General features: G+C 73.1%; 11 protein-coding genes. 8 read left to right on the top strand and 3 right to left on the bottom strand.

Annotated elements, in window-relative coordinates; genetic code table 11:
* Position 1: 1 nt before the first annotated feature.
* Positions 2-949: a polyphosphate kinase 2 family protein gene (locus JOD48_RS11210; protein WP_191792077.1), complete on the top strand. Its 948-nt coding sequence runs from the start codon at positions 2-4 to the stop codon at positions 947-949.
* Here the strand turns inward: JOD48_RS11210 and zapE are convergent.
* Complete coding sequence (zapE, locus tag JOD48_RS11215) at positions 927-2,063, bottom strand: cell division protein ZapE (RefSeq protein WP_372440729.1); 1,137 nt, start codon at positions 2,061-2,063, stop codon at positions 927-929. The two genes, JOD48_RS11210 and zapE, sit on opposite strands and share 23 nt — an antisense overlap.
* Before the next feature lie 33 nt (positions 2,064-2,096).
* Here zapE and JOD48_RS11220 point away from each other — a divergent pair, with 33 nt between their 5' ends.
* Both JOD48_RS11220 and JOD48_RS11225 read left to right on the top strand, forming a co-directional pair.
* Positions 2,097-3,038, top strand: coding sequence for a dihydrofolate reductase family protein (locus JOD48_RS11220; protein ID WP_204809075.1), 942 nt, complete (start codon positions 2,097-2,099; stop codon positions 3,036-3,038).
* 22 nt (positions 3,039-3,060) lie between these two features.
* Positions 3,061-3,546: a hypothetical protein gene (locus JOD48_RS11225; RefSeq protein WP_191792075.1), complete on the top strand. Its 486-nt coding sequence runs from the start codon at positions 3,061-3,063 to the stop codon at positions 3,544-3,546.
* A 209-nt stretch (positions 3,547-3,755) separates the two neighbouring features.
* Here JOD48_RS11225 and JOD48_RS11230 read toward each other — a convergent pair whose 3' ends face one another.
* Both JOD48_RS11230 and gnd read right to left on the bottom strand, forming a co-directional pair.
* Positions 3,756-5,018, bottom strand: coding sequence for a carboxylate--amine ligase (locus tag JOD48_RS11230; RefSeq protein WP_191792074.1), 1,263 nt, complete (start codon positions 5,016-5,018; stop codon positions 3,756-3,758).
* Positions 5,015-6,451, bottom strand: a complete 1,437-nt coding sequence (gene gnd / locus JOD48_RS11235; protein ID WP_191792073.1) for an NADP-dependent phosphogluconate dehydrogenase — start codon at positions 6,449-6,451, stop codon at positions 5,015-5,017. Before gnd ends, JOD48_RS11230 begins: the two co-directional genes overlap by 4 nt.
* Before the next feature lie 178 nt (positions 6,452-6,629).
* Here gnd and JOD48_RS11240 point away from each other — a divergent pair, with 178 nt between their 5' ends.
* The 5 genes from JOD48_RS11240 (at position 6,630) to JOD48_RS11260 (ending at position 13,339) form a co-directional block, all read left to right on the top strand.
* Complete coding sequence (locus tag JOD48_RS11240) at positions 6,630-7,223, top strand: DUF3000 domain-containing protein (RefSeq protein WP_307824105.1); 594 nt, start codon at positions 6,630-6,632, stop codon at positions 7,221-7,223.
* Complete coding sequence (locus JOD48_RS11245) at positions 7,220-8,602, top strand: HRDC domain-containing protein (protein ID WP_204809080.1); 1,383 nt, start codon at positions 7,220-7,222, stop codon at positions 8,600-8,602. Before JOD48_RS11240 ends, JOD48_RS11245 begins: the two co-directional genes overlap by 4 nt.
* 66 nt (positions 8,603-8,668) lie before the next feature.
* Positions 8,669-9,715 (top strand): lipid II:glycine glycyltransferase FemX, encoded by a 1,047-nt coding sequence (locus JOD48_RS11250; protein ID WP_204809082.1) that lies wholly within the window; start codon positions 8,669-8,671, stop codon positions 9,713-9,715.
* A 231-nt stretch (positions 9,716-9,946) separates the two neighbouring features.
* Positions 9,947-11,209, top strand: a complete 1,263-nt coding sequence (locus tag JOD48_RS11255) for a thiolase family protein (RefSeq protein WP_191792069.1) — start codon at positions 9,947-9,949, stop codon at positions 11,207-11,209.
* Between the two features lie 3 nt (positions 11,210-11,212).
* Entirely contained in the window at positions 11,213-13,339 is a 2,127-nt protein-coding gene (locus JOD48_RS11260) for a 3-hydroxyacyl-CoA dehydrogenase NAD-binding domain-containing protein (RefSeq protein WP_204809085.1), read from the top strand.
* Positions 13,340-13,356 lie beyond the last annotated feature (17 nt).

Below are 13,356 nucleotides of genomic sequence, written 5' to 3' on the forward strand. Positions count from 1 at the left end.
GATGGGAAAGCACTCGTCCGACCCCGCCGCACCGCCCCACCCGTCCGGCGCGGTGCTCGACCCCGCCTCGCGCCGCGCACGCGGCAGGGCGGGCGCCAGGCGCTCGCTCGACTGGGAGGTACCGCCCGTCGAGGCGCTGCGTGCTCCCCGGGGACTCGACCTCGCGACGTTCGACCGCGCGGCCACCCCCGGGTGGTCGCAGGGACGCAAGGACGCCGAACGGCTCCTCGACGCGCACGCCGACGAGCTCTCCGAGCTGCAGGAGAGGCTGTTCGCCGAGGGACGCAGCGGCGGGAACCGTTCGGTCCTGCTCGTGCTGCAGGGTATGGACACCGCAGGCAAGGGCGGGATCGTGCGGCACGTGATCGGGCTGGTGGACCCGCAGGGCGTCCAGCACACGTCCTTCGGGGTGCCCACCGCCGAGGAGCGCCGGCACGACTTCCTGTGGCGCATCCGGCGCGCGCTGCCGGACCCCGGCTACCTCGGCGTCTTCGACCGCTCGCACTACGAGGACGTGCTCGTGGCCCGCGTCGACGACCTCGTACCGCCCGAGGTCTGGGAGGCACGCTACGACCAGATCAACGCGTTCGAGGCCGACCTCGTCGAGTCCGGCACGACGATCGTGAAGGTCGCGCTGTTCGTGTCCCTCGACGAGCAGAAGGCTCGTCTGCGCGAACGGCTCGAGCGCCCCGAGAAGCACTGGAAGTACAACCCGGGGGACATCGACGCGCGGCTTAAGTGGCCCGCGTACCAGGAGGCCTACCAGGCAGCGATCGAGCGCACGAACACCGAGGTCGCCCCCTGGTACGTCGTCCCCGCGGACGCCAAGTGGTTCGCGCGGGTCGCGGTCTCCGAGCTCGTGCTCGACTCCCTGCGCCGCCTCGACCTGGGATGGCCGCCCGCCGACTTCGACGTCGCGACCGAGCTCAGGCGGTTGGAGTCCGCGTGAGCGCGCGGCCGTCCTCGGCGAGCGAGCCCAGGCGGGACAGCGCCCGGAAGTACTTCTTGCGGTAGCCCCCGCGCAGCATCTCCTCGGTGAACAGCGAGGAGACCGCGGCACGGTTCGTCCCGGCCTCAGCTCCAAGAGCGCCGTCGGCCCCGACCGCGTCGTCCGCGAGCAGCACCGGGACGTCCCGGTCGTACAGGCGGTCGACCAGGACGACGAGCCGCAGCGCGGCCGACTGCTCCGTGACGGGGTGCACGCCCGTGAGCGCGACGAGCGTGACGTCGTCGAGCATCGCGCCGTACCTGCTCGGGTGGACCCCGCGCAGGTGGTCGAGGACCTCGTCGAGAGAGTCGAGCGTCGCGCCCGGGTGCGACGCCGCGACGCGCGCCACGAGGTGCGCGGGCAGCGGCTGCGTCTCGGTCACGACCGCGCGGTGGCGGTAGTCCTCGCCGTCGACGCGCATGACCTCGAAGCGCGCGGCCATGGCCTGGATCTCGCGCAGGAAGTCCTCGGCCGCGAAGCGCCCCTCGCCGAGCGACCCGGGCAGCGTGTTGGACGTCGCGGCGAGCGCGACGCCTCGGTCCGCGAGCTCGCGGAGCAGGCGCGACATGAGGACGGTGTCGCCCGGGTCGTCGAGCTCGAACTCGTCGATGCAGACCAGGCGCTTGGTCGCCAGCGCGTCGACCGTGGCCTGGAACCCGAGAGCGCCCACGAGGTTCGTGTACTCGACGAACGTCCCGTAGGCCGCGTCGGGGCCCACCGCGTGCGCCAGGGAGGTCAGCAGGTGCGTCTTGCCGACGCCGAACCCGCCGTCCATGTAGATCGCGGGGGCCGCCTTGCGCTTGGCGAACAGGCCGCGGCGCACCTTGCCCGAGGCGTTCGGCGCGAGCTGGGCGCCGACCTCCTCGAGGCGCGCGACCGTCGTGGCCTGGCTCGGGTAGGCGGGGTTCGCCCGGTACGTCGAGAAGCGGGCGCCCGAGAAGTGGCGCGGCGGCACGAGGTCCGCGAGCAGGCGCGTGGGCGGCACGACGGGCCGGATGTCGGCCAGGGCCCGCACGCGCGGCGGGGTCGACGGGTCGGACGGGTTCCCGGCGAGATCGGGAGGCGCAGCAGTCACGAGGATCCAGCCTACGCGCACTAGCCTGGCGGGATGAGTGCTGTGTCGGACGTCACCACGCCCCCTCCGCCGCCACCCGCGAGCACGGGCCCGCGCGCGCCGTCCCTGCCCGCCCTGGACGTCCTGCTCGGCCCGGCGGGCTCGGGCCACCTCGCGGGGACGCGGCTGGAGCCTGCGCCCGACGAGGAGGCGCTGGCCGCGTTCTACGCGGCACCCCCCGGGCCGCACGTGCGCGCGAACATGGTCGCGAGCGTCGACGGCGGGGCCTGGGGGCCCGACCACCGCTCGGGCACCATCAACGACGCGGCAGACTGGCGCGTCTTCCGCGTGCTGCGGGCCCTGGCGGACGTCGTGCTCGTCGGGGCGGGCACGGCCCGCGCCGAGGGCTACACCGCGCTCGACGTGCCGCGCGGCCTCGAGCACCTGCGGGCGGGCCGGGGGCCGCTCGAGCTCGCCGTCGTCACGCGCAGCGGGCACCTGCCCCCCTCGCTCTCCGGGGGCGACCGGCCGCCGCTGGTGATCACGGGCGAGCACGGGGCGAGCGTCGCGGGGGCGAGCGTGCCGGCGGACCGGATCCTCGTCGTCGGGCCCGACGACGGCGCTCCCCCGGGTGCGCCGCGCACCCCGCGGGACCTCCCCTCGCCCACTCCCGGACCCGACCTGCGTGCCGGGCTCGCCGCCCTGGCTGCGCGAGGCCTCGACAAGGTGCTGTGCGAGGGCGGACCTCACCTGCTCGCCGACCTCCTGGCCCGCGACCTGCTCGACGAGCTGTGCGTCACGACGACCCCCGTGCTCGTGGGGCCCGGGCCCGGGCGCATCGTCGGCGGGCTCCCGCCGGTGCCCGCCGGAACCCGCACCCAGCGCGAGACGGGGACCCCCGACGGCCCCACCGCGAGCGCCCCGCTCGTGCACCCGCGCCTGGCCCACCTGCTCCACGCCGACGGCACGCTGGTCGCCCGGTGGGCGCTGCGGTGACGACAATCGCTAGTCTGGTCCCGTGACCGACACCATCCTCGTCCTGACCGAAGACACCCTCGCCGCCGTGGACGTGGAGCACATCCTGTCCCTCCACCCCGACGAGACCCTCGCCTACCGGGTCCTCGTGCCCGCCGACACCGAGCGCAACGTCGTCTCCGCGATCATCGACCACCTCAGCGTGGGAGAGCTCAAGGAGGCCTGGGACGAGGTGCTCGGCAAGGAGCCCTCGCGCGCCCAGGCCAGCGCCACCGCCCAGGAGCGGCTCGACGCGAGCGTCGCCGAGCTGCGCGCCGCGGGCCGTGAGGCCGACGGCGCCGTGACCGAGGACGACCCCCTGCCCGCGCTGCGCGCCGCCGTCGCCGCGGGCGACGTCCGCGAGATCGCGATCGTCACCTACCCGCACGCGATCGAGGACACGTTCCACCAGGACTGGGCCTCGCGGGCCCGCGAGGAGCTGCACGTACCCGTGCTGCACCTGTACTCGGGCACGAGCGAGCTGGGCTGACGCCACCGCGGCACCACCGCGCGAGCGCCGCGCGACCTGCGTCGGGCTCCTCCCCGGAGCACGCGGCGCGTGCGGCACGTACGACGAGGGCCGTCACCACCTGGTGGTGACGGCCCTCGTGCCGTTCCCGCGTCCGATCGTGGACGGCGCGGCGCGCGGTCGTGTCCTGTCGGACCTCTCAGCGCCTCCCGCCCCTCGGCGCGGTGACCTCAGTACCCCGTGGTGGTCGGCTCGGGGTAGTGCTTCTTGTACTTGCGGTAGAAGTTCTGGGTCATCGCCTCGACGACCAGTCGCCTCTTGATGCCCCCGTCCCGCGCGTACTTGAGGGGGTTGACGGCGTCGCCCCGGTCCTTGACGGCCTGCAGACGCCGGCGGAGGGCGGGGTCCAGGATGTACTTGAGCAGGAGCCTGAACGGGACGACCGAGTACAGGACCTCCTTGGTGGCCCGCACCGGCTCGATCGAGTTCCCCAGGACCCGGTCCTCGACCAGGACCCGCGCGACGTTCGCCCCGGCCGCGGTCACGTAGTAGTTGTTGCGGCCGATGCGCGGGTTCATCTCGAAGTACACGTGCTGCCCCGTGCGGGGGTCCAGCTTGTAGTCGAAGTTCGCGAACCCCGTGTACCCGACGCTGTCGAGGAACCGGCTCGCGGCCTCCATGGCGTCCTCGTAGGGCTCGGTGAGGATCGCCGCGGGGATGCCCAGCGTGCCGGGCGTGTGCTCCTCGAGCAGGACGCGCCCGGTCGCGAGGAGCGTGATCGCACCGTGGGAGTCACGGTAGGCGGTCAGCGAACGCATCTGGGTCTCGTCGCCGGGGATGAACTCCTGGACGAGGAACGTCCCGGCATACCCGGCCGTCACGAGGTGTCCGAGCAGCTCGTCGAGCTCGGCCCGCGAGTCCACGTGGTGGATCTTGCGCTTGCCCGGGAACGACACGTAGTGGTAGTCCGCGCTCGAGGAGGGCTTGGCCACCACGGGGAACGCCAGGTCGACGGGCAGCGACGGGATCGCCGCGAGCCCACCGTCCGCGACGAGCTTGGGCACGGAGACCGCGACCGTCCGCGGCGTCGGGATGCCCAGGCGGTCGCAGACCTCCGCGAAGCCCTCCTTGCTCGAGACCTGCTCGAGCACGTCGAGCGTGCAGTAGGACATGACGTACTTGTCCTCGAGCCGCGCCCTGTTCTCGACGAGCGAGCGCACGAACCAGTCGGCGTTCGTGAGCAGCACGAGGGTCTTGCCCGGGTGCTGGGCCGCGACGCGCTCGAGCGCCGCGACGAGCACCTCGGGGTCGTCGATGCCGGGGGTCACGACGTTGGTGACGAACGACGAGTCGGCCATGGCGCGCGTGGCGACGCTCGAGATCACGACGGCGTCGGTCCCGTACTGCTCGTGGAACGCGCGCACCATCGCGTAGACCCCGATGTCCCCGCCGACACCGACGGGCAGGAGGTCGGGAAGGGCGGTGCCCGTCATGCGTCGGTCTCGCTGCGGTCGCCCGACCACTCGGTGTGGAACACGCCGGGCTTGTCGACGCGCTGGTAGGTGTGCGCGCCGAAGAAGTCGCGCTGCGCCTGGATCAGCGCGGCGGGCAGACGCTCCGCACGGACACCGTCGTAGTAGGCGAGCGACGACGAGAACGCGGGCGTGGGGACACCGTTGAGCGCGGCCTGCGCCACGATCCGGCGCCAGGACGAGACGCCCTCGCCGACGGTCCGCGTGAAGTACGGGTCGGCGAGCAGCAGCGGGAGGTTCTCGTCGCGCTCGTACGCCTCGGTGATGCGGTTGAGGAAGCGGGCCCGGATGATGCACCCGCCACGCCAGATGCGGGCCATGGCCCCGCGGTCGATGTTCCAGCCGAACTCCTGGGACGCCGCGGCGATCTGGTCGAAGCCCTGCGAGTACGCGACGACCTTCGAGGAGTACAGCGCGCGGCGCACGTCCTCGACGAACGCGTCGCGGTCCGTGATCTCCCACTCGCCGGCGTCGGCGGGCAGCACGCCCACGGCCGCGGTGCGCTGCGGCACCGAACCCGACAGCGCGCGGGCGAACGTCGCCTCGGCGATGCCCGTGATCGGGACGCCCAGGTCGAGGGCGTTCTGGACCGTCCAGCGGCCCGTGCCCTTCTGCTCCGCGCGGTCGAGGATGACGTCGACGAAGGCCTTGCCGGTCTCGGCGTCGACGTGCTGGAGCACGTCGGCCGTGATCTCGATGAGGAACGACTCGAGGTCGCCCTTGTTCCACTCGGCGAAGATCTCGCCGATCTCCTGCGCGGAGGCCCCGAGGCCCTGCTTCAGGAGGTCGTACGCCTCGGCGATGAGCTGCATGTCGGCGTACTCGATGCCGTTGTGCACCATCTTGACGAAGTGACCCGCGCCGTCCGGGCCGACGTACGTGCAGCAGGGCACGCCGTCGACCTTCGCCGAGATGTCCTCGAGGATCGGGCCGAGGGTCTCGTAGGACTCGGGGGCGCCGCCGGGCATGATGCTGGGGCCGTTGAGCGCGCCCTCCTCGCCGCCCGAGACGCCGGTGCCCACGTAGTGCAGGCCCTTCTCCTTGAGCTCGGCCTCACGGCGGCGCGTGTCGGGGAAGTGCGCGTTGCCGGCGTCGATGATGATGTCGCCCTGCTCGAGGAGCGGGACGAGCTCGGCGATCACCGCGTCGGTGGCGGCGCCGGCCTTGACCATGACGACGACCTTGCGGGGGCGCTCGAGCGACGCGACGAAGTCCGCCATCGACTCGGAGGGGATGAAATCGCCGTCGCTCCCGTGGTCCGCGATGAGCGACTGCGTCTTGGCGAAGGAGCGGTTGTGCACCGCGGTCGTGTAGCCGTGACGGGCGAAGTTGCGGGCCAGGTTGCGGCCCATGACCGCGAGTCCGGTGACGCCGATCTGTGCGCGGGCTGACATCTGCTGTGCTCCTCGGGGTAGGTGCGGGCACCGGCGAGCAGGAGTCCCGGTCGCCGGCGAGACGTGCCGGCGACGAGCGCCGGCGGACACTCAGGACAGCCTAGTCCGGCGATCACGATTCGATCTCCTCCGCGCGCCTTACCTCCAGGATGTGGACATCTGCTCGTACTGTGCCGCTGTGATCAAGTCCGGAGAAACCCCCGCACCGCCGGACTTCCTGCGCGCCCTGGAGTCGATCGGCCGCCGCCGGGTGCGCCCCGAGGTCAGGCTCCACGAGGTCACGGCGCCGAGCCGCATCGCCCCGTTCGCCCTGGCGCTCACGGGCGAGGTCGACGGCACCGACCCCGCGGGCGAGGCTCTCGCGAGCGGACGGTTCATCGTGCTGCACGACCCCGCGGGCCAGGAGTCGTGGCACGGGACGTTCCGGGTCGTGACGCTCGTGCGCGCGACCCTCGACCCCGAGCAGGCCACGGACCCGCTCCTCGGCGAGGTCGCCTGGACGTGGCTCGAGGAGGCGCTCGACCGATCGGGTGTCGACGCGCTCGCCGAGGGCGGCACCGTGACCCGGGTCCTGTCGGAGAGCTTCGGCGCCCTCGCAGGCCAGGCGAACGGCGTCGACCTCGAGATCCGGGCCTCCTGGACACCCACCTCGACCGACCTCGGACCACACCTCGACGCCTGGTCCACGCTGCTGTGCACGGCCGCCGGTCTGCCGCCTCTCCCGGACGGCGTGACGTCGTTGCGCTCGCGACGCAATACCGTGGGTCCATGAGCTCGGCCCACACCCCCTCGTTCTCGCACGCGCCCGACGGCCGCGACGGCACCCCTGCGGCTGCGGCCCCAGGCGCCCAGCCGGACGCGCCCGCGACGTCCGACGCGTCTTCTGCACCCGCTGCGCCCGTCGCGCCTTCGGTGATCCCGCTCACCGAGCCCGCTGACGGCGTCGGTCCCGTGATCGACACCCCCGAGGCCTTCGCCGAGGTCGTCGCGGCGTTCGCCGCCGCGTCGGGCCCCGTCGCGGCCGACGCCGAGCGCGCCTCGGGCTACCGGTACGGCCAGCGCACGTATCTCGTCCAGGTGCGCCGCGAGGGCGCCGGCACCGCGCTCATCGACCCCATCGGCGTCCCCGACCTCTCGCCGCTGCGCGAGGCCGTGGGCGACGCCGAGTGGATCCTGCACGCCGCCTCGCAGGACCTGCCCGGTTTCGCCGAGCAGAACCTGCACCCGGCCCGCATCTTCGACACCGAGCTCGCGGCCCGCCTGCTGGGCATGGAGCGCGTGGGGCTGGCCGCGGTCATCGCGGAGGTCCTCGGTCTCGGCCTCGCCAAGGAGCACTCGGCCGCGGACTGGTCGACGCGCCCGCTGCCCGAGGACTGGTTGCGCTACGCCGCGCTCGACGTCGAGGTGCTCATCCCGTTGCGCAGGATCCTGGGCGAGCGGCTCGAGGAGCAGGGCAAGGCCGAGTGGGCCGCGCAGGAGTTCGAGGCCGTGCGCACGGCTCCCCCGCCCCCGCCCCGCGAGGAGCCGTGGCGACGCACGTCGGGCGTGCACGCGCTGCGCAACCCGCGCAGCCTCGCGGTCGTGCGCAGCCTGTGGGAGGCGCGCGACGAGAACGCCCGTCGTCGGGACATCGCCCCGGGCCGGGTGCTGCCCGACCGCGCGATCGTCGCGGCGGCCCAGGCCATGCCGCGCTCGGTGCCGGAGCTCGTCAGGCTGCCCGCGTTCTCGGGCCGCAACACGGCCCGCCGCGCGGCGTCGTGGCAGCAGGCGATCGACAAGGCCCTGGCCCTGCCGCAGGACGCCCTGCCGAGCTCGCGCGGGCCGCGCAGCGACGCCCCGCCGCCTCCGCGTGCCTGGGCCGAGCGCGACCCCGAGGCCGCCCGCCGCCTGGACGCGGCGCGTGCGGTGGTGCAGCGCCTCTCGGACCAGCACGACGTCCCGATCGAGAACCTCCTGCAGCCCGACGCACTGCGTCGCGTGTGCTGGACGCCGCCCACGCCGCTCGACACCGAGCACGTCGCGCAGTTCCTGCGTGGCCGCGGCGCCCGCGAGTGGCAGGTCGGCCTCGTGGCCGAGCCCCTCGCGGCGGCCCTCGCGGATCCCACGTCGGTCCCGCCTGCGGACCCGACGGACGGTGGCGCCCCCGAGTGACGCCCGGGCGACCGCGCGACGCGACGCCGTCGTCCGGCCCTTCCCCCCGCCGGTAAGGTCAGGGGCATGTTGTCCGAGTCCTCCTCCCTGACCGTCACGACGATCACCGACCGCGCCGCCTGGGACGAGCAGGTGCTCGCGATGGGCGGCCACCCGCTCCAGCTCTGGGGGTGGGGCGAGGTCAAGGGGGCCGGGGCCTGGACGCCTCGCCGCCTGCAGGTCGTAGGGCCCGACGGGACCGTGCTGGGCCTCGCCCAGGTGCTGGTCCGCTCGCTGCCCGCGCAGTTCAAGGCGCTGAGCTACGTCCCGCGCGGACCGGTCGTCATGCCCGACGGCGTCGGGTATCCCGCGACGCGCTCGGCCGTGACCGAGGCCGTGGTGCAGTGGTGCCGCAAGAACGTGGGCGGCGTGGGCATCACGCTCGAACCCGACTGGGACGCCGGGACCTCGCTCGAGCTCGACGGCGCGGTCCCCGCGGTCAACCCCGTGCTCTACCCGACGACGCTGATCCTCGACCTGCGCAGGACGCCTGACGAGCTCATGGCCGACATGGCGAAGAAGACCCGCCAGTACATCCGCAAGTCGGAGCGCGAGGACCTGGAGTTCCGCGCCGTGACGACGCGCGGCGAGCTCGGGGCCTGCCTGCGCCTGTACCGCCAGACGGCCGAACGCGCGGGCTTCGGTCTGCACGAGGACTCCTACTACGAGCGAGTGTTCGACGAGCTGGGAGAGCACTCCCCCGTCTTCGCGGCCTTCGCGCGCTCGTCGGAGGGCGGCCCGCACGACCGGCCGGTCTCGTTCGTGTGGTTCGCGGCCTCGGCCCGGACGTCGTTCGAGCTGTACGGAGGGATGGACGAGGAGGGGCAGCGGCTGCGCGCCAACTACGGGCTCAAGTGGCACGCGATCAACGCGATGCGTGAGCGCGGCGTGGTGCGCTACGACGTCAACGGGCTCCTCAACGACGGGATCTCGACGTTCAAGCGCGGCTTCGCGAGCCACGAGGACGAGCTGGTCGGGAGCATCGACGTGCCGTTCTCCATGTGGTACACCGCCTGGAACAAGGGCCTGCCGACCGCCAAGAAGGTCGTGCGCAGGCTGCGCGGCGGGAGCTGAGGACAGCACCCGGCGCGCCCGCACGCCCGGACCGCGCGAGACTGCGTATCGCCGCGCGCCCGCCCAGGCCGTGCCGACGGACCCGTTCGAACCTCAGTGGTTGAGCGGGTCCGTTGCTCGTCATCGATACTCGGTCTCACTGTTTCGTGCATTTTCCTGGTACCGCGGGTAGCCTGTACCAACGCTGAGCGGTGACGCTCAGGGACACCGCCGTCCAGATCAGGAGAAGCCATGACTGTGGCCAGCAAGGGTTCGGGTTCGCGCCGGACCGTCCGCGACGTCGTCTTCGTCGAGGGGGTGCGCACGCCGTTCGGCAAGGCCCGTCCCGACGGCATCTACGCGAACACCCGCGCCGACGACCTCGCCGTGAAGGCCGTGCGCGAGCTGCTGCGCCGACGCCCCGAGCTCCCCGTCGAGCGGATCGACGAGGTCGCGCTCGCCGCGACGACCCAGACGGGCGACCAGGGCCTGACCCTCGGACGCAGCGTCGCCGTGCTGGCCGGCCTGCCGAAGTCCGTCCCCGGCTTCGCGATCGACCGCATGTGCGCGGGTGCCATGACCGCTGTCACCACGACCGCGTCGGCCATCGCGATCGGCGCGCAGGACGTGACGCTCGCGGGCGGCCTCGAGCACATGGGCCACCACCCCATGGGCGAGGGCGCGGACCCCAACCCGCGCTTCGTCGCCGAGAAGCTCGTCGACTCGACGGCCCTGGTCATGGGATCGACGGCCGAGAACCTGCACGACCGCTTCCCGCACCTGACCAAGGAGCGCGCGGACGCGTACGGCGTCGCGAGCCAGGCCAAGTACGCCAAGGCCCTCGCCAACGGCGACGTCACCCCGGACCTCGTCCCGGTCGCGCTGCGCGACCCGCAGCAGGGCTGGGGCCTGGCCACGGCCGACGAGCTTCCCCGCCCGGGCACGACCGTCGAGGACATCGCGAACCTCAAGACGCCCTTCCGCCCCGGCGGCAAGGTCACCGCGGGCAACGCGTCCCCGCTGACGGACGGCGCCGCGGTCGCGCTCCTCGCGGCGGGCGACGTCGCGGCCGAGCTCGGGCTGCCGGCCCGCATGCGCCTCGTGTCGTTCGCGTACGTGGGCGTCGACCCCGAGGTCATGGGCATCGGGCCCATCCCCTCGACCGAGAAGGCGCTGGCCCAGGCCGGGCTGAGCATCGAGGACATCGGCCTGTTCGAGATCAACGAGGCCTTCGCCGTGCAGGTCCTGTCGTTCCTCGATCACTTCGGCCTGCCCGACGACGACGCGCGCGTCAACCAGTACGGCGGCGCGATCGCGGTGGGTCACCCCCTCGCGGCGTCGGGTGTACGCCTCATGACGCAGCTGGCGCGCCAGTTCGAGCAGCACCCCGAGGTCCGCTACGGCCTGACCACGATGTGCGTGGGCCTGGGGATGGGCGGCACCGTGATCTGGGAGAACCCGCACCACGCCGACTACTCGGGCCACACGACCGACGAGACGAACGGGGAGAACTGACCCATGAGCACCCAGACGACAGCGCCTCGTGCCGAGCGCGTGACCCACTCCCTCGTCCGTGACGTCGAGCTGCCGGGCGGGGCGGGCACGCTCGCGCTCCTCACCCTCGACAACGGCCTCGACCACACCAAGCCCACGACGCTCGGGCCGGGCGGCATCGCCGAGCTCACGGCCGCCCTGACCGCGCTCCAGGCGCGCGCGGCGCGCGGCGAGATCGCGGCCGTCGCCGTCACGGGCAAGCCCTACTTCCTCGCGGCGGGCGCCGACCTCACGCAGGTCGCCACGGTGCGTACCCGCGACGAGGCGCTCGAGCTGGGCCGCGGCGGCCACGCCGCCTACCGCCTGCTGGGCGAGATGGGCGTCCCGACGTTCGCGTACATCAACGGCCTGGCCCTGGGCGGTGGCCTCGAGGTCGCGCTCAACTGCGACTACCGCACGGTCGCGACCGACGCCCCCGCGCTCGCGCTCCCCGAGGTCGGCCTCGGCCTGGTGCCGGGCTGGGGCGGCGCATACATCGTGCCGCGCCTCGTGGGCATCGAGAAGGCCATGGACGTCGTCCTCACGCGCCCGAGCGCCAACAAGCCGTTCAAGGCCAAGGAGGCCTTCGAGATCGGACTGGCCGACGCGCTGTTCGAGGCACCGGACTTCCTCGAGTCCTCGATCCGCTGGACCGCCGACGTCGTGCGCGGCACCACGGTCGTCGAGCGCCGCGAGCTCGACCCCGCCCCGGTGTGGGACGCGGTCGTGGCAGGTGCGCGCAAGCAGCTCGACGCCGTCGTGCACGGGTCCCGGCCCGCGCCGTACCGGGCCCTGGACCTCCTGGCCGCGGCACGCACCGCGACCAAGGACGAGGCCTTCGCGGCCGAGGACGAGGCCCTGGCGGACCTCATCATGTCCGACGAGATGCGCGCGAGCGTCTACGCGTTCCAGCTCGTCTCGCACGGCAAGCGCCCCGCGGGCGCCCCGGACCCGAAGCTCGCCCGCCCGGTCACCTCGGTCGGGATCGTGGGCGCGGGCCTCATGGCGGCCCAGCTCGCGCTGCTGTTCGCACAGCGCCTGGGCGTGCCCGTGACGATGCGCGACCTCGACGCCGAGCGCGTGCAGCACGGGCTCGACTACGTCCGCACGACGGTCGAGAAGCTCGTCACGACGGGCCGCATGAGCAAGGACACGGGGGCCAAGGTCCTGTCCTCGGTCCATGGGACCACCGACATCACCGAGTTCTCGCGCTGCGACTTCGTGATCGAGGCCGTGACCGAGGTCCTGGGCCTCAAGAAGAAGGTCTTCGCCGAGCTCGAGGGCATCATCGCCCCCGACACGATCCTCGCGACCAACACCTCGGCCCTGTCCGTGACCGAGATGGCCGCAGACCTGGCACACCCCGAGCGGGTCGTGGGGCTGCACTTCTTCAACCCCGTCGCGCAGATGCCGCTCGTGGAGGTCGTCCGGGCCGAGAAGACCTCGGACGAGGCCCTCGCCACGGCCTTCGCGGTCTCCAAGGCCCTGCGCAAGACCGCGGTGGGCGTCGCCGACCGCCCGGGCTTCGTGGTCAACCGCCTGCTCGTGCTGCTCCTGGGCAAGATCGTGGAGGCCGTCGAGAACGGCACCTCGGTCGAGGTCGCCGACCGCGCGCTGCGTCCCCTGGGCCTGCCCATGGGGCCGTTCGCGCTGTTCGACCTCGTGGGCCCCGCCGTGGGCCTGCACGTCCTGACGTCGCTGCGCGAGGACCTGGGCGACCGCTTCCCGTCCTCCCCCGGGCTCGAGAAGCTCGTGGCCGAGGGCACCAAGGTCGTCCTGCCCGCCCCGGCGCGCGGCATTCCTGCGAGCGTCGACCCGGCGATCCAGGCCTACTTCGGCACGGGTGAGGCCGGTGGTCCGGGCGCGCTCGACGAGGCGGGCGTGCTCGACGCGGTCCTGACCGCTCTCACGACGGAGATCGGCCACATGCTCGACGAGGGCGTCGTCCAGGGCCCCGAGCAGATCGACCTCTGCATGATCCTGGGTGCGGGCTGGCCGTTCCACGACGGCGGCATCACGCCGTACCTCGACCGCACGGGGTACTCGGAGAAGGTCCTGGGCCGCCGTCTCCTGCCCGACGGCGTCGCGAACGTCCCGGCGCAGGTCGCCTGACGCGTCGCTCGCCTCCG

Origin of the sequence: Oerskovia paurometabola (genome assembly GCF_016907365.1) — a bacterium.
Classification (GTDB): domain Bacteria; phylum Actinomycetota; class Actinomycetes; order Actinomycetales; family Cellulomonadaceae; genus Oerskovia; species Oerskovia paurometabola.